The organism is Pseudomonas putida NBRC 14164, from assembly GCF_000412675.1.
GTDB lineage: Bacteria > Pseudomonadota > Gammaproteobacteria > Pseudomonadales > Pseudomonadaceae > Aquipseudomonas > Aquipseudomonas putida.
On the sequence record NC_021505.1, the window covers coordinates 4975292 to 4996155 of the forward strand.

The following is a 20864-nucleotide window of genomic DNA, read 5'->3' on the forward strand; positions in this document are numbered from 1 at the left end:
CGCCATGTCACTGTTGCAGATCAAAAACCTGAATGTGCGCTTCGGCGATGCCAATGCGGTACCCGTGGTCGATGGCCTGGACCTGTCGGTGGACGCCGGCGAAATCCTGGCCATCGTCGGCGAATCCGGCTCGGGCAAATCCGTGACCATGATGGCCTTGATGGGCCTGATCGACGCCCCCGGGCGCATCACCGCCGACACCCTCAGCTTCGACGGCACCGACATGCTCAAGCTCAGCGGCCGCCAGCGGCGCAAGGTAGTGGGCAAGGACATCGCCATGGTCTTCCAGGACCCGATGACCGCGCTCAACCCCAGCTATACCGTGGGCTACCAGATCGAAGAAGTGCTGCGCCAGCACCTGGGCCTCAAGGGCAAAGCCGCGCGCCAGCGTGCCCTTGAGCTGTTGAAAAAGGTCGAGATCCCGGCAGCCGAAAGCCGCCTGGACGCCTACCCGCACCAGTTGTCTGGCGGCATGAGCCAGCGCGTGGCGATTGCCATGGCCATTGCCGGCGAGCCCAAGCTGCTGATCGCAGACGAGCCGACCACCGCGCTGGACGTGACCATCCAGGCGCAGATCATGGAGCTGCTGGTCAACCTGCAGAAGGAGCGCAACATGGCGCTTATCCTGATCACCCACGACCTTGCCGTGGTCGCCGAAACGGCAAGGCGGGTATGCGTGATGTACGCAGGCGAAGCCGTCGAAGTGGGCCAGGTGCCGACGCTGTTCGACGTGCCCGCCCACCCTTACAGCGAAGCCTTGCTGGCGGCGATCCCCGAGCACAGCATCGGCGCCGAGCGCCTGGCCACCCTGCCCGGCATTGTCCCCGGCCGCTACGACCGCCCGGTCGGCTGCCTGTTGTCGCCGCGCTGCCCCTACGTGCAGGACAACTGCCGGCGCCAGCGCCCGCCTCTCGATCCTCAGGCCCACAGCCTGGTGCGTTGCTTCTATCCGCTGAACCAGGAGGTGGCGTGATGGCCGTCGTTCTATCTGCCCGGGACCTCACTCGGCATTACGAAGTCTCCCGCGGGCTGTTCAAAGGCCACGCCCTGGTCCGCGCACTGAATGGCGTGTCGTTCGAACTGGAAGCCGGCAAGACCCTGGCGGTGGTCGGCGAGTCCGGCTGCGGCAAGTCGACCCTGGCCCGAGCCCTGACCCTCATCGAAGAACCGTCGTCCGGTTCGCTGCAAATCGCCGGTACCGAGGTGACAGGCGCCAGCAAGGCGCAGCGCAAGCAACTGCGCCGCGATGTGCAAATGGTGTTCCAGAGCCCTTACGCCTCGCTTAACCCACGGCAGAAGATTGGCGACCAGCTGGCTGAACCGCTGGTGATCAATACCTCGCTGAACAAGGCCGAGCGGCGCGAGAAGGTACAAAAAATGATGGAGCAGGTGGGCCTGCGCCCCGAGCATTACCAGCGCTACCCGCACATGTTCTCCGGGGGCCAGCGCCAGCGCATTGCCCTGGCACGGGCGATGATGCTGCAGCCAAAAGTGCTGGTGGCGGACGAGCCGACCTCGGCGCTGGACGTGTCGATCCAGGCACAGGTGCTAAACCTGTTCATGGACTTGCAGAAGGAATTCGACACCGCCTACGTGTTCATCTCGCACAACCTGGCGGTGGTGCGACATGTGGCCGATCACGTGCTGGTGATGTACCTGGGGCGCCCGGTGGAAATGGGGGCCAAGGATGATATCTACGAGAAACCGCTGCATCCCTACACCCAGGCGCTGCTGTCGGCGACGCCAGCCATTCATCCCGACCCGCTGAAGCCGAAGATCCGCATTGTCGGGGAGCTGCCCAACCCGCTGAATCCACCGGATGGGTGCGCGTTTCACAAGCGTTGCCCGTACGCGACTGAGCGGTGTGCCAAGGAGGTGCCGGCGTTACGGCAGGTGAGTAGCCGGCAGGTGGCTTGCCACTATGCCGAGCAGTTCCTGTAGATGACCGGGGGCGCTTTGCGCCCCATTCGCAGCACAAGGCTGCTCCTGCAAGAGATCGCGATAACAGGGGATATCGCGGTCGTCTGCAGGAGCAGCCTTGTGCTGCGAAAGGGCCGCAAAGCGGCCCTCTCGGTCAATGCATGAAAATGGCGATGAGGATGATCACCGGGATCGGTACCCCAAGCATCCAGAGCAGTATCGAGCGCATGTCAGTTCTCCTTGCTTAACGTTGAATGGTGCGATGTGCGACGTATTCGCCTTCCAGCCACTGCACCTGGTCACGACGGCGACCACCGTAGAGCGCTGCAAGGCTGGCAAAGAAGGCGCCACACAGCAGCGCGACGAAGGTCCACAATGCTGTCCAGGCAGCTACTTTGGCGGCGGTATCAGCAGCTTGCTTGGCCTGCACTTTCAGCTGTTGCACCTGGGCCATCACCTGATCGACACGGGCTTCGGCCTCGGCTTGGGTCAGACGGGTGCGCTGGGCCACCAGTTGCGCCAGGTACGTGCGGTCCTCGGCAGGCAGCGCACCATCGCTGGCAACGCCTTTGGCCAGGATGCGGGCGGCCACGCCGTTTGCTGCATCTTCGCTCACGGGTGCAGGGCCATCGCCACGGAACAGGCTATCGACGAAATAGCCCATCGAATCGTTGTTGTCACCGGACGCCGCCGCACCACCGGCAGCCGCCGATACTGTGGCCGCCTGCGAAGCCGCGCTGGCACCAGCGCCCACCAGGTTGCCCGCAGCGCCCAGCACCAGCATGGCCGTAACCAGGGTGGCTACAGCCCAGGACAGGAAGCCATGCGCGGTATCGCGGAAATACACTTCATCGCCATGCAAGTTGGCCCATTTCACCCGCAACCGACCGGCAATGTAGCCGCCCAGGCCCGAAGCGATGATCTGCGTCAGCAGCAGCCATACGATGGTGGAAATGCCCAGGGCCTTGGCACTGGCCCCCTCGTCTGCCCAAGGGGACGTGGCTGCGAAGCCCAGCCCTGCACCAAGGACCACCAGGATCAGGGACAAGGCAGCTGCGGTAGCGGCGCCAGCGAAAATCGCAGCCCAGGAAACACCTGAGCGGCTTTGTGAATCGACAGCGGGATAGTCGGCAGGGGTGATCATGATGTTTTCGCCTTAAGTGGTTAGCGACAAGTCCATTCGCGCAGTAACCATTGCAGCGGCTGTGCCATTTGAGACAAAAAATTACACCCTTATAAAACAATGAGTTAGAAATAGCGGTTCGTTCAGAATCGTGCAAATTGCGCGACTTGGCGCTGTGCATCAGGTGTTCTGCATTCTTGTAGCAAGCTTTGCGGCGAGGCATCATTCACCCATGACGCTCCCCGATGGCCCCGCCCAGACCCCGATTACCGCCGACACGGTGCTGCGCTACCACCTGTGCTGGAAGCATCGCGACCTCGACGGCGTCATTGCGCTTTACCACCCCGACATCCAGTACCACGACTTCTTCCAGAACCGCGTGCTTGGCTACGTTGAGTTGCGCGACTACGTGCGCGCCTGCCTGCCCCATGAAGCCGGCGAAGATATCGTTCACAGCGACCGCATCCGCGTCGATGGCTGCACCGCGTTCATCCAGTACCAGGTCACCGTCCAGGGCGGTGACGGCTTGGTGGCGTTCCAGTCCAGCGAGGCGATCACCGTCAAGGACGGGCTGATCTGGCGGGTCAACGAATACGCCACGCTGGTTCGCCAGAACGGCAGCGGGCATGGCCGCAGCGGCCCGCGCCCGGCCACCAGTCGCCTGGGCCTGTCGCCGCGGCAGCTGTCGACCATGGCCCAGGACCTGGAGCACTACTTCCAGCGCCAGCGCCCCTACCTGGACCCGGAGCTGGACCTGCAGCAGGTGGCCGACGCCAGCGGCTACAGCCGCAACCAGATTTCCTACCTGCTGAACCAGGTGCTCGGGCAAAGCTTCTACCGCTACGTCAACCAGGCCCGCCTGCAGCACCTGATGGCCAGCCTCGACGACGACAGCGTCGAGGCGACGATCGACGAGCTGGCGTTCAGCGCCGGTTTCAACTCGCTGTCGGCGTTCTACAAGTGCTTCCGCGAACACACCGGGCTCACGCCCAAGGCCTACCTCAAGCAAATTTCTCTGCGTGCACGCACGTAAGACAGCCACTGGCTGACAGCACTAGGATCGCCCACAGACCTTGACCGATGTGGAGCCGAACCCGATGCAACCCCTGCGCACGCTCAGCCTGTGGATGGACCAGCTCGAAGAGCCATTGTGCGCCCGCCCGGCCCTGCGCGAAGACCTGGCAGTGGATGTGTGCATCATCGGTGCCGGCTACACCGGCCTGTGGACCGCCTACTACCTCAAGCGCCAGGCGCCACAACTGAGCATCGCCGTGATCGACGCCAACATCGCCGGCTTCGGCGCGTCCGGGCGCAATGGCGGCTGGCTGATGGGCAACCTGCTGGGCGAAGACCGCCTGCTCGCCACCCTGTCGCCACAACAGCGCCGCGCCAGCATCGACCTGCTGCACGGCATTCCCGATGAAGTGCAGGGTGTGTTGCAACGCGAAGGCATCGACTGCGACTACCGCAAGGGCGGCGTGCTGTACTGCGCCGCGCGCTACCCGGAGCAAGAACGCAGCCTGCGTGCCTACCTCGATGACTTGTATCGCCAAGGCATGACCGAGGACGACTACCGCTGGCTACGCCCCGAGCAACTGGAAAACCAGCTGCGGGTCAGTAATGCATTTGGTGCCATCTACAGCCCGCACACCGCGACCATCCAGCCGGCCAAGCTGGTGCGTGGCCTGGCGCGGGCCGTGGAAGCGCTGGGGGTGCCAATCTACGAAAATACCCCGGCCATCGACTGGCAACCCGGCGACGTGCGCACCCCGCTGGCGCGGATTCGCTGCCAGTGGATGGTGCCGGCCGTCGAAGGCTACGCCGCCAGCCTGCCGCCGCTGGGCAAGCACCAGTTGCCGGTACAGAGTTTGCTGATAGCCACCGAACCGCTGCCGGAATCGACCTGGGAGCAGATCGGCCTGAGCCAGGGTCAGGCCTTCAGCGAGAGCAGCCGCCAGGTCACCTATGGCCAGCGCACCGCCGACAACCGTCTGGTATTCGGCGCACGCGGTGGTTACCGCTTCGGTGGCCGCCTGCGCGAAAACTTCAACCTCCAAGAGCACGAAATCGAACTGCGCCGCTACCTGTTCAGCGAGCTGTTCCCGCAGCTCAAGCATGTGCGCATCACCCACTCCTGGGGCGGCAACCTGGGCATGGCCCGGCGCTTCCACCCGCACATGCTCTGCGACCGCCAGCGCGGCATAGCCTTGGCCGGTGGTTACGGTGGCGAAGGCGTTGGCGCCACCAACCTGGGCGGGCGCACCCTGGCGGCGCTAATCCTTAACCAGCACAACGAACTGACTGCGCAACCTTGGGTACTGGACAACCGCCCGGTATCGAGTCTGGCCAGCTGGCCGCCAGAGCCCTGCCGCTGGCTGGGCTACAACGCGATCATCCAGAGCTTCGTCCACGAGGACCGGACCCTCGCCAACCCCGCCAGCGCGCCGTGGAGGCGGCGCCTGGCAAGCTCGCTTGCGGACTTCATGGAAGGCTTCATGCACTGACTTCCCTTATCAACTGCACAGGATCCACCGGTCATGAGCATTACCCAGTTCAAGAACACCGACAGCGCTGTGCTCGACAGCTCCAACCCGGTCGCGGTGCCGCTTGGCGAACCCGTGGCGGTGACATCTGTCACCTGCGTGGAACGCAGTGATGGCGTCGAAACCGGCATCTGGGAGTGCACCCCGGGGCGCTGGCGGCGGCAGATCGTGCAACAGGAGTTCTGCCATTTCATCAAGGGCCGCTGCACCTTCACCCCCGACGGTGGCGAGCCCCTGGTCATAGAAGCCGGAGACGCATTGATGCTACCGGCCAACAGCACCGGCACCTGGGACATCCAGGAGACCGTGCGCAAGACCTACGTACTCATCTTCTGATCCGCTGATCGCCTGCCTTCGATAACAACAGACAAAGCAAGGTAAACCCGACATGCGCACACTCCTTCTCGCCCCTCTGATGCTGGCCGCCAGTGTGGCCGGCGCCGCCGAAACGGTGAAAATCTACAACTGGTCCAGCTACGTCGCCCCCGACACGCTGAAGAACTTCCAGCAAGCCAGCGGCATCGTGCCCACCTACGACGTGTACGACAGCAACGAAACCCTCGACGGCAAGCTGATGACCGGCAACTCCGGCTACGATGTAGTGTTCCCTTCCAACCACTTCATGGCCCGGCAGATCCAGGGCAAGGCCCTGAAGAAGCTGGACAAGTCGCAGCTGCCCAACTGGCAAAACCTCAACCCGGTGCTGCTCAAGGCGCTGGAGGTGAACGACCCGGGCAACCAGTACGGCTTCCCGTACCTGTGGGGCAGTACCGGCATCGGCTACAACATCGACAAGGTCAAGGCGGTGCTCGGCGACAACGCGCCGGTGGACTCGTGGGACCTGATCTTCAAGCCCGAGTACATGAGCAAGCTGAAAAGCTGTGGCGTCGCCGTGCTGGACAACGGCCCCGAACTGCTGCCGATTGCCCTGCACTACCTGGGCCTGCCGCACCACAGCCAGAACCCGGCGGACTACGACAAGGCCAAGGCGCTGTTGATGCAGGTGCGGCCTTACATCAGCTACTTCCATTCATCGAAGTACACCGGCGACCTGGCCAATGGCGATATCTGTGTGGTGGTGGGCTTCTCGGGGGATGTGCTGCAAGCGAAAAACCGTGCCGAAGAAGCGAAGAACGGGGTGAAGGTGGGCTATTCGATACCCAAGGAAGGCGCGCCCATGTGGTTTGACATGGTGGCCATGCCGGCCGATGCACCGGACGAAAAAGCCGGGTATGCCTACATGAACTACCTGCTGCAGCCAGAGGTGATGGCCAACATCAGCAACCATGTGCAGTACGCCAACGGTAACCTCAAGGCGGACGGGCTTGTGGAGCCGGCCATGAAGGGCAATACGATGATTTACCCGAGCGAAGACATGATGGGTAAATTGTATGCGCTGGAAGCGATGCCGGCGAAGATCGACCGCATTCGCACCCGGATCTGGACCAGTATCAAAGCCGGGAACTGAGCCCGGCCGTAGTGCGGTCCCTGTGGGAGCGGGTTCACCCGCGAATGCGTCGGTAAATTCAACATCGCATTCGCGGGTGAACCCGCTCCCACAGGGTCAGCAGCCGGCACTGGAAATCAGTGATGTTCGCGGGTCGCGCGGAATTTCACATCCGGCCAGCGCTCTTCCATCAGTGCCAGGTTGACGCGGGTCGGCGCCAGGTAGGTCAGGTGCCCGCCACCGTCGATGGCCAGGTTCTCCATGGCCTTGGTCTGGAATTCCTCGAGTTTCTTCTTGTCATCGCAGCTGATCCAGCGCGCCGACCACACGGTGATCGGCTCGTAGGCGCATTCGACCTTGTACTCTTCCTTCAGGCGGCTGGCGACCACATCGAACTGCAGCACACCGACCGCACCGAGGATGATGTCGTTGCTGCGCTCCGGGAAGAACACCTGGGTTGCACCCTCTTCGGCCAGCTGCTGCAGGCCCTGGCGCAGCTGCTTGGACTTGAGCGGGTCCTTCAGGCGCACCCGGCGGAACAGCTCCGGGGCGAAGTGCGGAATACCCGTGAAGCCCAGCGCCTCACCTTCGGTGAAGGTGTCGCCAATCTGGATGGTGCCGTGGTTGTGCAGGCCGATGATGTCGCCGGCAAATGCCTCGTCCAGTTGCTCGCGCTCGGAGGAGAAGAAGGTCAGCGCGTCACCGATGCGCAAGTCCTTGCCGGTACGCACGTGGCGCATCTTCATGCCCTTCTCGTACTTGCCCGAGCAGATGCGCATGAAGGCGATACGGTCGCGGTGTTTCGGGTCCATGTTCGCCTGGATCTTGAACACGAAGCCTGTGAACTTCTCTTCCACCGGCTCCACGGTACGCTCGTGGGCGACACGGGCCAGCGGGCGCGGCGCCCAGTCGACAACGGCATCGAGCACATGGTCGACACCGAAGTTGCCCAGCGCCGTACCGAAGAACACCGGGGTCAGTTGGCCATTGATGAACTCGTCCTGATCGAACTCGTGGCATGCACCCTGTACCAGCTCAAGCTGTTCGAGGAAGCGATCATATTCGTCACCCAGGTGCGCGCGGGCTTCATCGGAGTCGAGCTTCTCGATGATCTTCACCTCGGTACGCTCATGGCCGTGGCCCGGGGTGTAGACGATGATGTAGTCACCTTGCAGGTGGTACACACCCTTGAAGTCACGGTAGCAGCCAATCGGCCAGGTGATCGGCGCAGCCTTGATCTTCAGAACGGCCTCGATCTCGTCGAGCAGTTCGATCGGGTCGCGGATGTCACGGTCGAGTTTGTTGATGAAGCTGACGATTGGCGTATCGCGCAGGCGGCACACGTCCATCAGGGCGATGGTACGCGGCTCTACACCTTTACCGCCGTCGAGCACCATCAGCGCCGAGTCCACCGCGGTCAGGGTGCGGTAGGTGTCTTCCGAGAAGTCCTCGTGGCCGGGGGTGTCGAGCAGGTTGATCATGTGCTCGCGGTACGGGAACTGCATCACCGAGGTGGTGATGGAGATGCCGCGCTGCTTCTCCATTTCCATCCAGTCGGAGGTGGCGTGGCGGTCGGACTTGCGCGACTTCACGGTACCGGCGACGGCAATGGCCTTGCCCATCAGCAGCAGCTTCTCGGTGATGGTGGTCTTACCGGCGTCGGGGTGGGAAATGATTGCGAAAGTGCGGCGCTTCGCGACTTCGGCGGCCTGGTTGGTCATGGGAAATCGCCTGACTGGGGGATTCAAAAAGGGGCGATATCATACCTGAAGTTGGGCTGGGACCAAAATCTGATCCCCGTCCGTTGGTCAATCACGCACGTTGAGCCTGATCATCACAAAAACCTTGAAGCGTGACAGGGGCCCGGCCGGGCACATGTGCAACGAGCTCCAATGTTCCACCCAAGGCCTCAACATAGCTACGAAGGGTGGATATCAACATGTCACTTCTCTTCTCCACTTTCGAAACATTGCCCTGACGGATATCGAGGCGCTGCGCCAACTCGTCCTGGGTGATTTGCAACTGCCTGCGCAAGGCTTGCAAGGTCATTTCTTCATGAATCAGTTCAAGGCCGCGTGCTTCTACTCTCGCCCTGCGCTCAGGCGACAGCGCGTTCATAACCTCATCGAGTGTTTTCATCATTCAACCTCTGGAAAGGTGCCGTCCGAAACGTGCGTCGGCACGCTCGATCAGGCTCCGGTAAAATCTACGTTCACTGATTCCTGCCTTGTCTCCGGCAACCAACAGCACCGCAAAGCGAGAGGGGTCAAAAGCGAACGCTATGCGCCACACGCCATTCCCGACGCTGAATCGCAACTCTTTCATGTTCGAATGCCTTGAGCCCTTCAAGGTATCCACACGCGGTCGACCCAGAGCCGGGCCGCAGCAGGCCAGCAGCTGTAGCTGAGCCAACAGTTCATCCTGGACCTCCATTTCGAGCATTCCGAACTCCACTGTAAATTCCGGGCACATCCCTATGGACCACACAACAAACATACCTCTGAATGAATATCCCCTCAAGGAGATACAGAGAGAATTTCAAAGGAGATGTTGCTTGGCGGGACAAATGGCTCGATAGCAGGTAATTCAACGCCTTCACGTAAAAAAAGCGCTGTTTTTTCGTGCGAGTTTTCTTTGTTGCCAGTGATTAACGCTGGCCAAATGCCGCCTCAGATGGGAACCTTTGCGCCCACGGAGACGTCCATTCCCCTGCAACCCGCTTCGGTTGGGGACTGGTTTCATCAGCATTTTCGGGCCCGACGGGGTTCGGCTCATGGCCTGATCGCAGCCTTCGGCGTGCGTCACGCTGCTACTCGCGAACACACCAACCGCCGCCAGGACTGGCCGGCAAAAAAGAAGTGTGCTCGCCGACAACACAAGGAGTCCGCCTGTGGCTAAACGCTACGGAAAAGGGCTGTTGGGATGCGCCACCGTGCTCGTCATCCTGGCCCTGCTGGTCCACTGGATCGGCATCGACACGATCGCGCGTTACCGCGACGATCTTGGGTTCTACCTGCAAGCGCACCTGGTTCTGGTGCTGGCTTCGATGGCGGCGGCGTTGGCCGTGGGCATCCCGGCTGGCATTGCCCTCAGTCGACCGCACCGGGTCGACAAGGCAGAGCGCTTCATGCAGTTTTTCAACGTTGGCAACACCATCCCTCCCTTGGCCGTTCTGGCCATCGCGCTCAGTATCCTGGGCATCGGCGCCGGGCCTGCGATCTTCGCGCTGTTCCTCGCCTCCCTCCTGCCCATCGTGCGCAACACCTACGAGGGCCTGAAAAATGTCCCCGCCTCGCTCAAGGAAGCCGCCACCGGCATCGGCATGACCCCGCGCCAGCAACTCTGGCAGGTGGAGCTACCGAATGCCGTGCCGATCATCGTCGGTGGTGTACGCGTGGCCCTGGCGTTGAACGTGGGCACCGCACCGCTGGCCTTCCTGATCGGCGCCAACAGCCTGGGCAGCCTGATCTTCCCCGGCATCGCCCTGAACAACCAGCCACAGCTACTGCTGGGTGCCGCCTGCACCGCACTGCTGGCACTGGTGCTGGACGCGGCGGTGAGTTTCTCCAGCAAGCGCTGGCTGGAACGTGGCCTGGCCCAATAAGGATAGGGAACGTATGAACAAGAGAATCGCCTTGCTGCTGGGCGCGGCCCTGCTGTTCGCAGGATTTGCCCAGGCAGTGGAAAAACCGCTGGTGCGCATCGGCGCCCGGGTGTTCACCGAGCAGACCGTGCTCGCCGAAATCACTGCGCAATACCTGCGCGCCAATGGCTTTGACGTGCGTGTCACCAGCGGCCTTGGCAGCAACATCGCGCGCCAGGCCCAGGAGACCGGCCAGCTCGACCTGATGTGGGAATACACCGGGGTTTCGCTGGTGTCGTACAACCACATCGACGAGCGCATGCCCAGTGCCGAAGCCACCTTCGCCAGGGTCAAGGAGCTGGATGCAAAGAAGGACCTGATCTGGCTGACCCCGTCGAAGTTCAGTAACACCTACGCGCTGGGCCTGCCCAAGCAAGTGGCCGAGGCCTACCCGCAGGTCAACACCATCAGTGACCTCAACCAGGTACTGCGTGACGAAAGCCAGCGCAACCACCTGGTGGCGCTGGACACCGAGTTCGCCAACCGCCCCGACGGCCTCGTTGGCCTGCGCGAGATGTACGGCCTGCCGCTGGACCGGCGCAACATCCGCCAGATGGACGGTGGCCTGGTGTACACCGCCATGCGCAACAACCAGGTATTCGCCGGGCTGGTGTACACCACCGACGGCCGCCTGAGTGCGTTCAACCTCAAGCTGCTGGAAGACGACAAGCACTACTTCCCCGATTACACCGCAGCGCCCGTGGTGCGCAAAGCCGTGCTCGACGCCAACCCGCAACTGGCCGCACTGCTCAAGCCACTGGCCGAGCAGCTGGATGACGAAACCATGCGCCAGCTCAACGCCAAGGTCGACGTCGAGCACCAGAACCCGACTGCCGTGGCCGCCACCTTCCTGCGCGAGCACCCACTGAACAGCGAGGGCCAGCCATGAACCTGATCGATACCTTCAGCCACCTGGACTGGGCCCAGGTGCTGCAACTGACCTGGCAGCACATCATGCTGGTGGGCGTTGCGGTGAGCCTGGCCATTCTCGTCGGCGTGCCGCTGGGCATCCTGATGACCCGCTTCCCGGCCGTTGCCGGGCCGCTGCAGGCCAGCGCCACGGTGCTGCTGACCATCCCGTCGATTGCCCTGTTCGGCCTGCTGCTGCCGTTCTATTCCAAGTTCGGCCAGGGGCTGGGGCCATTGCCAGCGATCACCGCGGTGTTCCTCTATTCGCTGCTGCCGATCCTGCGCAACACCTACCTGGCCCTGACCAACGTAGAGCCCGGTATCCGTGAAGCTGCGCGCGGCATCGGCATGACCTTCGGCCAGCGCCTGCGCATGGTCGAGCTGCCCATCGCCGTGCCGGTGATCCTCGCCGGTGTGCGCACTGCCGTGGTCATGAACATCGGCGTCATGACCATTGCCGCCACCATCGGCGCCGGCGGCCTGGGCGTGCTCATTCTTACCTCCATCAGCCGCAGCGACATGTCGATGCTGCTGGTCGGTGCCGTACTGGTCAGCTTGCTGGCCATCATTGCCGACCTGCTGCTGCAAACCCTGCAACGTGCCCTGACTCCAGAAGGACTGCGCCCATGATCGAACTGAAGAACCTCAGCAAAACCTTCAACGTCAACGGCAAGGACGTCAAAGCCGTCGACGCGGTAAGCCTCACTGTCAACGAAGGGGAAATCTGCGTGTTCCTCGGCCCCTCGGGCTGCGGCAAGAGCACCACGCTGAAAATGATCAACCGGCTGATCACGCCTACGTCGGGCCAGGTGTTCATCAATGGCGAGGACACCACCGGGCTGGACGAAGTCACCCTGCGCCGCCATATCGGCTATGTGATCCAGCAGATCGGCCTGTTCCCCAACATGACCATCGAAGAAAACATCACCGTGGTCCCGCGCCTGCTCGGCTGGGACAAGCAAAAGTGCCACGAGCGTGCTCGCGAGCTGATGCATATGATCAAGCTCGAACCCAAGCAGTACCTGCAGCGCTACCCGCGCGAGCTGTCCGGTGGCCAGCAGCAGCGCATCGGCGTGATCCGTGCCTTGGCGGCCGACGCGCCGGTATTGCTGATGGACGAGCCATTCGGCGCAGTCGACCCGATCAACCGCGAGATGATCCAGAACGAGTTCTTCGAGATGCAGCGGGCGCTGAACAAGACCGTGATCATGGTCAGCCACGACATCGACGAAGCGATCAAGCTGGGCGACAAGATTGCCATCTTCCGTGCCGGCAAACTGTTGCAGCTGGACCACCCGGACACGCTGCTGGCGCACCCGGCGGATGACTTTGTCAGCAACTTCGTTGGCCAGGACAGCACGCTCAAGCGCCTGCTGCTGGTGCGTGCCGAGGATGCAGCGGACAACGCGCCGTCGGTGAGCCCGGAGACGCCCGTGAGCGATGCACTGGAGCTGCTGGATGAGCACGACCGCCGCTACGTGGTGGTGACCGATGCACAGAACAAGGCACTGGGCTATGTACGCCGACGTGACATGCACCGCCAGCAAGGGACGTGTGGCGACTTCCTGCGGCCGTTCAATGCCACGGCCTCGCACGATGAGCATTTGCGCATCCTGCTGTCGCGCATGTACGAGTTCAACCGGGCGTGGTTGCCGGTGCTGGACGCCGAGCAGGTGTTTTTGGGCGAGGTGACGCAGGAGTCGATTGCGGCGTACCTGAGTTCGGGCAGATCGCGCGGGGCCAAGACCAGCATCGTCTCGCCAGCCGAAGCGGTGGTGTCCTAGAAAGCCAGGGGCGCTTCGCACCCCATCGCCGGCAAGCCAGCTCCCACAGGTACAGCGAGAACCTCAAGACATGCGCTGTACCTGTGGGAGCTGGCTTGCCGTCGATGGGCCGCAAAGCGGCCCCGGCAATCTCCAGTCAGAACCCTACGCTGGCCTGCACATAAAAGGTCCGCGGCTCACCCACGTAGAGGCCGGCGTTGTTGTCGCTGGAGCGGGTGAAGTACTGCTTGTCGAACAGGTTCTTCACCCCCGCCGCCAGCTTCAGGTTGGACATCTCGGGCCCGAATTCATACCCGCCACGGGCATGCCAGGTCACATAACCCGGAATATCGCCATACTGCCCATCCGCACTTGGCTCGGTGATGTAGTCGCCGTTGAAGGTGCCATCGGCGTTGATCCCGGTCCCCGGCGCGCGCTGTTTGGATTGGGCGTAGGCGTCCAGGTTCCAGGTCCAGCGGTTGACCGCGTAACGCACGCCGGCGGTGGCCACCTGACGTGAATAGAACGGCAAGTCACGGCCCTTGAAACCCGGGATCTCACCTTCATATGTGGCGCGGGTAAAGGTGTACCCACCGCTCACCGAAAGCCCTTCCAGGCGCGGGTCCAGCCCGGCCAGGTCGTAGCGCACCGACGCCTCGATACCCTGGTGCTTGGTCGCCCCGAGGTTGGTCCAGCCCACATCGTTGCTGATGTACTGCAGCTCGTCATCGAAGTCGATGTAGAACGCCGTCAGCTCGCCGGCAAAGCCACCATCGTCATAGCGCGTGCCTATTTCGTAGGTCTTGGCCTTTTCCGGCTCCAGGCCATTGGCCGTGCTGTTGCCGGTACCGCCCTGGCCCAGCTGGAAGTACTGCAGGCTGCCGAACGAGGTTTCGTAGTTGGCGAACACTTTCCATGCGTCGGAGATGTGGTACATCACGCTCAGCGCCGGCAGCGGCTCGTTGCTGGTGATGCTGCGCTTCTTTTCCGCCACCGGGCGGTTGTTGGCATCCAGCACCGGGCGGTCGCGCCAGTCGGTATTGATGTGCTCGAAGCGCACGCCCGGGGTGATGGTCCAGTTGCCCACATCGATCTTGTCGTCGATGTAGTAGGCGCTGGCCTCGGTACCGCCGCTGCGGTCCTGGAACACGTGGCCGTCAGAGGTCGGCGTCACGGTCGGCACGTTGTCGATCAGCGCCAGGCGGGTCGACTGTTCGCGCATCGCTTCCTTCAGGTAGCGATAACCCACGCTGACTTCCTGGGTAGTCGGGCCGGCAAAGAAGATGCGCGACACCCGTGGCTCGATGGCGAAGGTGTGATAGTTGCGCGGGTACGATGACAGGGTCTTCATGTCACGCGAGGCGATGGCGCTGCCGCGGAAGCTGTCGGTGTAGTAGGTCAGCACTTCGAACTGGGTGGCATCGTCAAGCTGGCGCTGCCACTTGAACGACACATCCTTGCGCCGACCGGCGAAGTAGTCATAGTCGCGCAGCGACTGGTACGGGTTGCTGTCGTACTGGGCCTGGGTCAGGCCGCCGGGCATGTCGGCACGGCCATCGTAGTAATGGAAGTTGAGCCAGAACTCATCGACATCGGTGGGCGCCCAGTGGGTCTTGAGGATGACGTCGTCGATGTCGTTGCCATTGTTGCTTTCACGGTAACCGTTGCCGTTCACCCCGGTGTACAGCAGCGCCACGCCCATGCCGTTGTCAGCCGTGCCGCCGACGAAGGCCGACTCGGTGTGCTTCCAGCCGCCCTGCCGGGAGGTTTCCAGGGTGGTGGACAGTTCCGCCGAAGCCTTTTCCGGAATCGCCCGGGTGACGAAGTTGATCACCCCTCCCACGTTCTGCGGGCCATAGCGTACCGAGCCGGCCCCACGCACCACGTCGATGCTGTCGAGGTTGCCCGAGGAGATCGGCGCCATCGACAGCTGTGGCTGGCCATAGGGCGCGAAGGCGGCCGGGATGCCGTCGATCAATACGGTGGAGCGCGGCGACAGGCGCGAGGTCAGGCCGCGCACGCCCACGTTCAGCGACAGGTCGCTACCGCCGGTGCCGTTGGAGTCCTGCACCTGCACTCCCGGGATGCCGCGCAGTACGTCGCGCACGTTCATCGCGCCCTTCTCCACCATCGCCTCGCGACGCACCACGGTGCGCGCCCCGGGGTGGTTCTGCACCACGCTCTGCTGGGCATCGCCCAACCAGTCACCGACCACCTTGATGTCGGTGGGCGCCAGCTCCAGGCTGCCGCTGCCCAGGTCGAGGGTAGTCGGCAGCGGCTTTACCACGACGGTGTCCTGGGACATCTCGAAGGTCAGCCCGCTGCCTTGCAGCAACTGCTGCAGCGCCTGCACCGGCGCCAGGTTGCCGGACACCGCCGGGGCCTGTTTGCCGGCCACCAGCTCGGGGCTGAAGAACAGCTGCAGGTTGGTTTGCTGACCCAGCTGATTCAGCGCCGAAGCCAGCGGTTGGGCCTGGATCTGGATGGTGTTGCCCGCCTCAGCAGCCTGGCTGTTGACGGTCACGGCGCTGACCGCCAGGGCCAGCGCCAGGGCGCGGAAGCGTGGGAAGGGTTTGTTGTTGTTCACGTCGTCGAAACATCCTGGAATGCGGAATAAACGCCAACCGCGTGCAAATGGAAATGCTTGGCAGTTGCAGCTGGCGAGGAAGACGAACGAGCGAGAAAAAACCTGAATCTATTTCGCAATTATTTCGCGAGAGCCGTCTTCATGGGCCTTGATGGCCACCGGCAGGATGCTCGGCAAGGCCCGCAACAGTGCGTCGGTGTCGTCGGTGCTGAAGGTGCTCGAAAGGCGCATCTGGGCGACTTTACCGGGGGCGACCCGCAGGGGTTGGCTACGATAGCGCGAGGCTTCGGCCACCACCTCGGCGAGGGTGGCGTTGTCGAACACCAGCTTGCCCTGGCGCCAGGCGGTAACGGCAGCGGTATTGACGGCGTAGGGGGCGGCCACCCCGCCATGTGCATCTATATGCGAACCCTGGCCGGCCGTAAGCTGCGCCAGCGCGTCGCCCTTGCCCTGCACACGCACCGAACCCTGCTCCACCGCCACCCGGGTGCTGGCAGGGTCCTGGCGCACGTCAAAGCGGGTACCGGTTACCGTCACGCTGCCCTGGGCGGTGTCGACCACAAACGGCCGGGCACTGTCGTGGGCGACGTTGAACATCACCTCGCCGGCACTCAGGCGGATATGCCGCTGGCCGGCGCTGAAGTCGACCTGCAGCTGTGTGCTGCCATTGAGATCCAGCAAGGAGCCATCCGGCAGTTCGACCTGGCGGCGTTCATTGAAGGCGGTCTGCAAGCTACCCTGGTGATTCAGTTGCTGGTGGTGCCAGCCGCCCCAACCCAGGCCCAAGGCCAATACCGCGACACTGGCAGCCAGGGCGTGACGCACGAAACGCCGACGCGGCAGTTGCTGCACCGGGTCCGGCTGGCACAACGCTTCAAGGCGCTGGCGTGGAATGAAGTCGGCGGCCTGCCACACGCGGCACAGGTGCTGGTACTCCTCCCGGTGGCGCTCGTCGCTGGCCAACCAGGCGCGCAACTGTTTCTGCAGCCCGGCATCCCGAGGCGCATCCTGCACGCGGGCAAACCATACGGCCGCCTGCTCGCGGACGGTATCGGAACCGTGCTGTTTCATCGAAAAGGTCTCCTGACTCATCATGCCGACACATCCAGGTGCTCACGCAAATGCCGGAGCGTGCGGATCATATACTTTTCGACCATGTTCTTGCTCAACCCCATCCGCTCGGCGATCTCGGCCTGGGTCAGGCCTTCGAGCTTCTGCCAGATGAACACCTGCCGGCAGTTGAGCGGCAACTCGGCCAGCGCCCGCTCGACGCTGTCGGCCAATTCCAGCGCATGCACGTAGGCCTCCGGGTCATCGCTGCCGCCAGTGCCTTCGTCTAACGCTTCCAGCGCCAGGGCCTGGCGGCGGTCTTCGCGGCGCAAGCCATCCACGGCAATGTTACGTGCGGTCTGGTGCAGGTAGGCGCGGGGCTGCTCGACCTGGTCGCGCGGGTTTTCCAGTACCCGGACAAAGGCATCGTGGGTGAGGTCTTCAGCCTGCTGGCGATTGCGCAGTTTGCGCGTCCAGGTGCCGATCAGCTCATGGTAATGGTCGAGGAAGCCTTTGTGTCCGGACACGGTCTGGGTCATCAGGGAGGCGGATAAGGGTGCGAATAGTAATGTTTCTCATCAAAACCAGCAAATCCGCCAGTCGGTAACAAAAAATTTATGGGCCATTTCCTGTACGTGGGTACCAGGAAAATGTGGCCATAAATATGAACACCTCTGGCCCCTTACCGGGTGACCCCGCCAACCCGAGAATTGCGAAAAGCCTATAGGAGCGGGTTTACCCACAAAGGGGCCAACACGGTCTATTCCACAATATTTAACGCTTGAAACATCGCGGGGAACATCAGCCGGTCACACGAGTCGGTTATTCAAATGGCTGGTCGTCGATCCACGCCGATCACGCCCGGATTGCCTGTTGATTCTGCATTCTTCACGCCCTAAAGTGCGCGCCGAACGTCCATGCTGGAAACGATCCATCCGGCTCAAGTACTGAGTAGGCGAACCAAAGTGGGGATACGGAGGACGTTCAGTTTGCAGCCACTTATTCTTTTTGTTTGCCCATGGAGTCCCTGAGCATGTCGATCCAGGTCGAAGACTATTTCGCGCGTGACACCTTCCAGAAAATGAAGGCGTTCGCCGACAAGCAGGAAACCCCGTTCGTACTCATCGATACCCAGATGATCAGCCAGGCCTATGACGACCTGCGCGCCGGTTTCGAATTCGCCAAGGTCTACTACGCGGTCAAGGCCAACCCTGCCGTCGAAATCATCGACCTGCTGAAAGAGAAAGGTTCGAGCTTCGACATCGCCTCGATCTACGAACTGGACAAGGTGATGGACCGCGGTGTCAGCGCCGACCGCATCAGCTACGGCAACACCATCAAGAAGTCCAAGGACATCCGCTACTTCTACGAGAAGGGCGTGCGCCTGTTCGCCACCGACTCGGAAGCCGACCTGCGCAACATCGCCAAGGCCGCACCGGGTTCGAAAGTGTATGTGCGTATCCTGACTGAGGGCTCCACCACTGCCGACTGGCCGCTGTCGCGTAAATTCGGCTGCCAGACCGACATGGCCATGGACCTGCTGATCCTCGCCCGTGACCTGGGCCTGGTGCCTTACGGCATCTCTTTCCACGTGGGCTCGCAGCAGCGCGACATCAGCGTGTGGGACGCCGCCATCGCCAAGGTCAAGGTGATCTTCGAGCGCCTGAAGGAAGAAGACGGCATCGAGCTGAAGCTGATCAACATGGGTGGCGGCTTCCCGGCCAACTACATCACCCGTACCAACAGCCTGGAAACCTACGCCGAAGAAATCATCCGCTTCCTCAAGGAAGACTTCGGTGACGAGCTGCCGGAAATCATCCTGGAGCCAGGCCGTTCGCTGATTGCCAACGCCGGCATCCTGGTCAGCGAAGTGGTGCTGGTGGCGCGCAAGTCGCGCACTGCCGTCGAGCGCTGGATCTACACCGACGTGGGCAAATTCTCCGGCCTGATCGAAACCATGGACGAAGCCATCAAGTTCCCGATCTGGACCGAGAAGAAAGGCGAAACCGAAGAAGTCGTCATCGCCGGCCCGACCTGCGACAGCGCCGACATCATGTACGAAAACTACAAGTACGGCCTGCCGCTGAACCTGGCCATCGGTGACCGCCTGTACTGGCTGTCGACCGGTGCCTACACCACCAGCTACAGCGCAGTCGAATTCAACGGCTTCCCGCCGCTGAAGGCTTACTACCTGTAACGCAAAACGGGGCCGCAACAGACTGTGTGAAAACGCACTGGTAGGCCCTATACCAAACGCCCCGACTTGTTCGGGGCGTTTGTTTTTGTGCTGAAAAAGGCCCTTCAGCCCATCAGTTGCATGATTTGCTTGGCACCCAGGACACTAATCGCCCGCTTGAGGTTGTAAGCGGTCACAGCGAGAGCCATTTCAGCTCTTGTGCCTGCGAGTTGTCGCAGCAGGAAGCGCCCGTTGCCAAACAGCCATTGTTTGAGATTGCCAAACGGGTGCTCCACGATGGATCTGCGCCGTTCCATCATCTCTGGATGCATCTGCATCCGCTGCGCCATACGCTCAAAGGCTTCCTCTTGAGCGTGGCGCGAGACATAGCGGCGCTTGGCCGTCGTGCATTGGGATTTCAGCGTGCACCCGGCGCAATCACTGATCGCCGCCTGGTAGATCCGGTCGCCCTTGTGACGCTGCTTCAGCGTTAGCCACTGCCCTGCCGGGCACTGGTACCGATCCTGTTCGGCGTCGTAGGTAAAGTCCTTGCGCTCGAATAATGCCTCACCGCCTGGGTTCGAGGTTCGGTTTGGCGGAACGTACGCGGTAATGGAGGCTTCCTCACATGCCTGGAACTGCTGGCCATTCGAGTAACCCATATCAGCTGTAACGGTCAGCGCTTTCTGTTTCAGCTCAGCCTTGGCCGCTTTAGCCATGGGTTCAAGCTGCTTGCGATCATCGCCCTCTTGCGTCACCTCGTGATGCAAAATCAGGCAGTGTTCTGCGTCAACGGCGGTCTGCACGTTATAGGCAACCCGCGCTCCTTTGGGAGTGCGCATCATGCGGGCATCGCTTTCGTGCGTGTTGAATTGCTCCAGCCCCATTGATTTCATCAAGGCCTGGCAAGTGCGGTTGTCTTGCTGCTTGGCCTCAAGCTTCGCCAAGGCCGCTTTGATCGCAGTGCGATCGACCACTTGCTCGCCCTCAGACTTGTCAGCGGCATCCAGATCAGCCAGATATTGGGCGATCCGCTTGTCCAGTTTCTCATCCTGACGCTTGAGTTGACTCAGGTTCAAATGGCGCCGGGGGGAAGCGACCGCCTGAAACTTGCTGCCGTCGATGGCAACCAAGTCACCAGCAATCAAACCGGCGGTTCGGCAGAACTGTACAAACGCCCGGCACGTCGCAACGAAAGCGGCTTTGTTGTTCTTGCGAAAGTCAGCGATGGTCTTGAAGTCAGGTTTGAGCCGGTTGATCAGCCACATCACCTCGATGTTGCGCTGGCACTCGGCTTCCAAACGCCGCGAGGAACGGATGCGCTGAAAATAGCCATAGAGGTAGAGCTTGAGCTGATCGGCGGGGTCGTAGGCGGGGCGCCCTATGGCCTTGGATTGCGCTTTTTCGAAGCCGAGCTGGCCCAGGTCGAGCCTGGCGACATACAGGTCAATGACCCGTACGAGGTGATCTTCCGGGATCAGCTCCTCCAGCGAGACCGGGAACAGACTGGTCTGGCTGCGAGACTCTCCTTGTATGTAGGCCATAACGAAAAATGCTCCGTATCTTCCGATACGGAGCATTCTCTTAAAGGGCCGGGCAGAATGCTAGGTTTTCACACAGTCTGGCAAGGCCCCGTTTTCATGTGTGCCCCGCTGTACCGGCCCCTTCGCGGGCTTGCCCGCTCCCACAGGTGCGGTGCTTCC

Annotated in this window: 19 protein-coding genes; 11 read left to right on the plus strand and 8 right to left on the minus strand. The window is 62.0% G+C overall.

Annotation, left to right across the window (positions count from 1 at the left end; translation table 11 throughout):
- The first annotated feature begins 4 nt into the window (after positions 1-4).
- Together PP4_RS22115 and PP4_RS22120 are read left to right on the plus strand one after the other, a co-directional pair.
- The gene (locus PP4_RS22115; RefSeq protein WP_016501365.1) at positions 5-973 is read left to right on the plus strand and encodes an ABC transporter ATP-binding protein; all 969 of its coding nucleotides are present in this window, start codon (positions 5-7) and stop codon (positions 971-973) included.
- The gene (locus tag PP4_RS22120; RefSeq protein WP_016501366.1) at positions 973-1941 is read left to right on the plus strand and encodes a peptide ABC transporter ATP-binding protein; all 969 of its coding nucleotides are present in this window, start codon (positions 973-975) and stop codon (positions 1939-1941) included. Before PP4_RS22115 ends, PP4_RS22120 begins: the two co-directional genes overlap by 1 nt.
- Positions 1942-2164: 223 nt before the next feature.
- Here the strand turns inward: PP4_RS22120 and PP4_RS22125 are convergent, their stop codons facing one another.
- Positions 2165-3064, minus strand: coding sequence for a hypothetical protein (locus PP4_RS22125; RefSeq protein WP_016501367.1), 900 nt, complete (start codon positions 3062-3064; stop codon positions 2165-2167).
- A gap of 211 nt (positions 3065-3275) precedes the next feature.
- Here PP4_RS22125 and PP4_RS22130 point away from each other — a divergent pair, with 211 nt between their 5' ends.
- The 4 genes from PP4_RS22130 to PP4_RS22145 all read left to right on the plus strand — a co-directional run bounded on the left by PP4_RS22130 (position 3276) and on the right by PP4_RS22145 (position 7054).
- On the plus strand, positions 3276-4076 hold the full coding sequence (locus PP4_RS22130; RefSeq protein ID WP_016501368.1) for an AraC family transcriptional regulator: 801 nt from the start codon (positions 3276-3278) through the stop codon (positions 4074-4076).
- Positions 4077-4140: 64 nt separating this feature from the next.
- Positions 4141-5547: an NAD(P)/FAD-dependent oxidoreductase gene (locus tag PP4_RS22135; protein ID WP_041167861.1), complete on the plus strand. Its 1407-nt coding sequence runs from the start codon at positions 4141-4143 to the stop codon at positions 5545-5547.
- 33 nt (positions 5548-5580) lie between these two features.
- Positions 5581-5922 (plus strand): cupin domain-containing protein, encoded by a 342-nt coding sequence (locus PP4_RS22140; RefSeq protein WP_016501370.1) that lies wholly within the window; start codon positions 5581-5583, stop codon positions 5920-5922.
- Positions 5923-5974: 52 nt separating this feature from the next.
- Entirely contained in the window at positions 5975-7054 is a 1080-nt protein-coding gene (locus PP4_RS22145) for a polyamine ABC transporter substrate-binding protein (protein WP_016501371.1), read from the plus strand.
- Between the two features lie 116 nt (positions 7055-7170).
- Here PP4_RS22145 and PP4_RS22150 read toward each other — a convergent pair whose 3' ends face one another.
- The 3 genes from PP4_RS22150 to PP4_RS22160 form a co-directional block, all read right to left on the minus strand.
- Positions 7171-8754 (minus strand): peptide chain release factor 3, encoded by a 1584-nt coding sequence (locus tag PP4_RS22150; protein ID WP_016501372.1) that lies wholly within the window; start codon positions 8752-8754, stop codon positions 7171-7173.
- A 91-nt stretch (positions 8755-8845) separates the two neighbouring features.
- Complete coding sequence (locus tag PP4_RS22155; protein ID WP_016501373.1) at positions 8846-9175, minus strand: XRE family transcriptional regulator; 330 nt, start codon at positions 9173-9175, stop codon at positions 8846-8848.
- Positions 9176-9475 carry a type II toxin-antitoxin system RelE/ParE family toxin gene (locus PP4_RS22160; RefSeq protein ID WP_016501374.1) on the minus strand — a complete coding sequence of 100 codons (300 nt, stop codon included), beginning with the start codon at positions 9473-9475 and terminating at the stop codon, positions 9176-9178.
- 448 nt (positions 9476-9923) lie between these two features.
- Here PP4_RS22160 and PP4_RS22165 point away from each other — a divergent pair, with 448 nt between their 5' ends.
- From PP4_RS22165 to PP4_RS22180, 4 genes are read left to right on the plus strand one after another with little or no spacing between them, the layout of a single operon-like run.
- On the plus strand, positions 9924-10637 hold the full coding sequence (locus PP4_RS22165) for an ABC transporter permease (protein ID WP_016501375.1): 714 nt from the start codon (positions 9924-9926) through the stop codon (positions 10635-10637).
- A gap of 13 nt (positions 10638-10650) precedes the next feature.
- On the plus strand, positions 10651-11565 hold the full coding sequence (locus PP4_RS22170; protein WP_016501376.1) for a glycine betaine ABC transporter substrate-binding protein: 915 nt from the start codon (positions 10651-10653) through the stop codon (positions 11563-11565).
- On the plus strand, positions 11562-12215 hold the full coding sequence (locus tag PP4_RS22175; protein ID WP_016501377.1) for an ABC transporter permease: 654 nt from the start codon (positions 11562-11564) through the stop codon (positions 12213-12215). The genes PP4_RS22170 and PP4_RS22175 overlap by 4 nt, the downstream gene beginning before the upstream one ends.
- Entirely contained in the window at positions 12212-13369 is a 1158-nt protein-coding gene (locus PP4_RS22180; protein ID WP_016501378.1) for an osmoprotectant ABC transporter ATP-binding protein OsmV, read from the plus strand. Before PP4_RS22175 ends, PP4_RS22180 begins: the two co-directional genes overlap by 4 nt.
- Positions 13370-13505: 136 nt before the next feature.
- Here PP4_RS22180 and PP4_RS22185 read toward each other — a convergent pair whose 3' ends face one another.
- From PP4_RS22185 to PP4_RS22195, 3 genes are all read right to left on the minus strand, one after another.
- A complete protein-coding gene (locus PP4_RS22185; RefSeq protein ID WP_016501379.1) occupies positions 13506-15935 on the minus strand; it encodes a TonB-dependent siderophore receptor in 2430 nt (809 codons plus the stop codon).
- 108 nt (positions 15936-16043) lie between these two features.
- Positions 16044-17006 carry a FecR family protein gene (locus tag PP4_RS22190; RefSeq protein ID WP_041167862.1) on the minus strand — a complete coding sequence of 321 codons (963 nt, stop codon included), beginning with the start codon at positions 17004-17006 and terminating at the stop codon, positions 16044-16046.
- Between the two features lie 20 nt (positions 17007-17026).
- Positions 17027-17524, minus strand: coding sequence for a sigma-70 family RNA polymerase sigma factor (locus tag PP4_RS22195; protein WP_016501381.1), 498 nt, complete (start codon positions 17522-17524; stop codon positions 17027-17029).
- 494 nt (positions 17525-18018) lie between these two features.
- Between PP4_RS22195 and PP4_RS22200 the strand changes: the two genes are divergently transcribed.
- On the plus strand, positions 18019-19182 hold the full coding sequence (locus PP4_RS22200; protein ID WP_016501382.1) for a type III PLP-dependent enzyme: 1164 nt from the start codon (positions 18019-18021) through the stop codon (positions 19180-19182).
- 104 nt (positions 19183-19286) lie between these two features.
- On the opposite strand, the gene PP4_RS22205 is transcribed toward PP4_RS22200, so the two are convergent.
- Positions 19287-20705, minus strand: coding sequence for an IS1182 family transposase (locus PP4_RS22205; protein ID WP_016498256.1), 1419 nt, complete (start codon positions 20703-20705; stop codon positions 19287-19289).
- Positions 20706-20864: the final 159 nt, after the last annotated feature.

What these genes read in the sequence shown, in the direction of transcription:
- PP4_RS22115 (WP_016501365.1), top strand. Translation starts at nt 5, where the DNA reads ATGTCACTGTTGCAGATCAAAAACCTGAATGTGCGCTTCGGCGATGCC.
- PP4_RS22120 (WP_016501366.1), top strand. Translation starts at nt 973, where the DNA reads ATGGCCGTCGTTCTATCTGCCCGGGACCTCACTCGGCATTACGAAGTC.
- PP4_RS22125 (WP_016501367.1), bottom strand. Translation starts at nt 3,064, where the DNA reads ATGATCACCCCTGCCGACTATCCCGCTGTCGATTCACAAAGCCGCTCA.
- PP4_RS22130 (WP_016501368.1), top strand. Translation starts at nt 3,276, where the DNA reads ATGACGCTCCCCGATGGCCCCGCCCAGACCCCGATTACCGCCGACACG.
- PP4_RS22135 (WP_041167861.1), top strand. Translation starts at nt 4,141, where the DNA reads ATGCAACCCCTGCGCACGCTCAGCCTGTGGATGGACCAGCTCGAAGAG.
- PP4_RS22140 (WP_016501370.1), top strand. Translation starts at nt 5,581, where the DNA reads ATGAGCATTACCCAGTTCAAGAACACCGACAGCGCTGTGCTCGACAGC.
- PP4_RS22145 (WP_016501371.1), top strand. Translation starts at nt 5,975, where the DNA reads ATGCGCACACTCCTTCTCGCCCCTCTGATGCTGGCCGCCAGTGTGGCC.
- PP4_RS22150 (WP_016501372.1), bottom strand. Translation starts at nt 8,754, where the DNA reads ATGACCAACCAGGCCGCCGAAGTCGCGAAGCGCCGCACTTTCGCAATC.
- PP4_RS22155 (WP_016501373.1), bottom strand. Translation starts at nt 9,175, where the DNA reads ATGATGAAAACACTCGATGAGGTTATGAACGCGCTGTCGCCTGAGCGC.
- PP4_RS22160 (WP_016501374.1), bottom strand. Translation starts at nt 9,475, where the DNA reads ATGCTCGAAATGGAGGTCCAGGATGAACTGTTGGCTCAGCTACAGCTG.
- PP4_RS22170 (WP_016501376.1), top strand. Translation starts at nt 10,651, where the DNA reads ATGAACAAGAGAATCGCCTTGCTGCTGGGCGCGGCCCTGCTGTTCGCA.
- PP4_RS22175 (WP_016501377.1), top strand. Translation starts at nt 11,562, where the DNA reads ATGAACCTGATCGATACCTTCAGCCACCTGGACTGGGCCCAGGTGCTG.
- PP4_RS22180 (WP_016501378.1), top strand. Translation starts at nt 12,212, where the DNA reads ATGATCGAACTGAAGAACCTCAGCAAAACCTTCAACGTCAACGGCAAG.
- PP4_RS22190 (WP_041167862.1), bottom strand. Translation starts at nt 17,006, where the DNA reads ATGAAACAGCACGGTTCCGATACCGTCCGCGAGCAGGCGGCCGTATGG.
- PP4_RS22195 (WP_016501381.1), bottom strand. Translation starts at nt 17,524, where the DNA reads ATGACCCAGACCGTGTCCGGACACAAAGGCTTCCTCGACCATTACCAT.
- PP4_RS22200 (WP_016501382.1), top strand. Translation starts at nt 18,019, where the DNA reads ATGTCGATCCAGGTCGAAGACTATTTCGCGCGTGACACCTTCCAGAAA.
- PP4_RS22205 (WP_016498256.1), bottom strand. Translation starts at nt 20,705, where the DNA reads ATGGCCTACATACAAGGAGAGTCTCGCAGCCAGACCAGTCTGTTCCCG.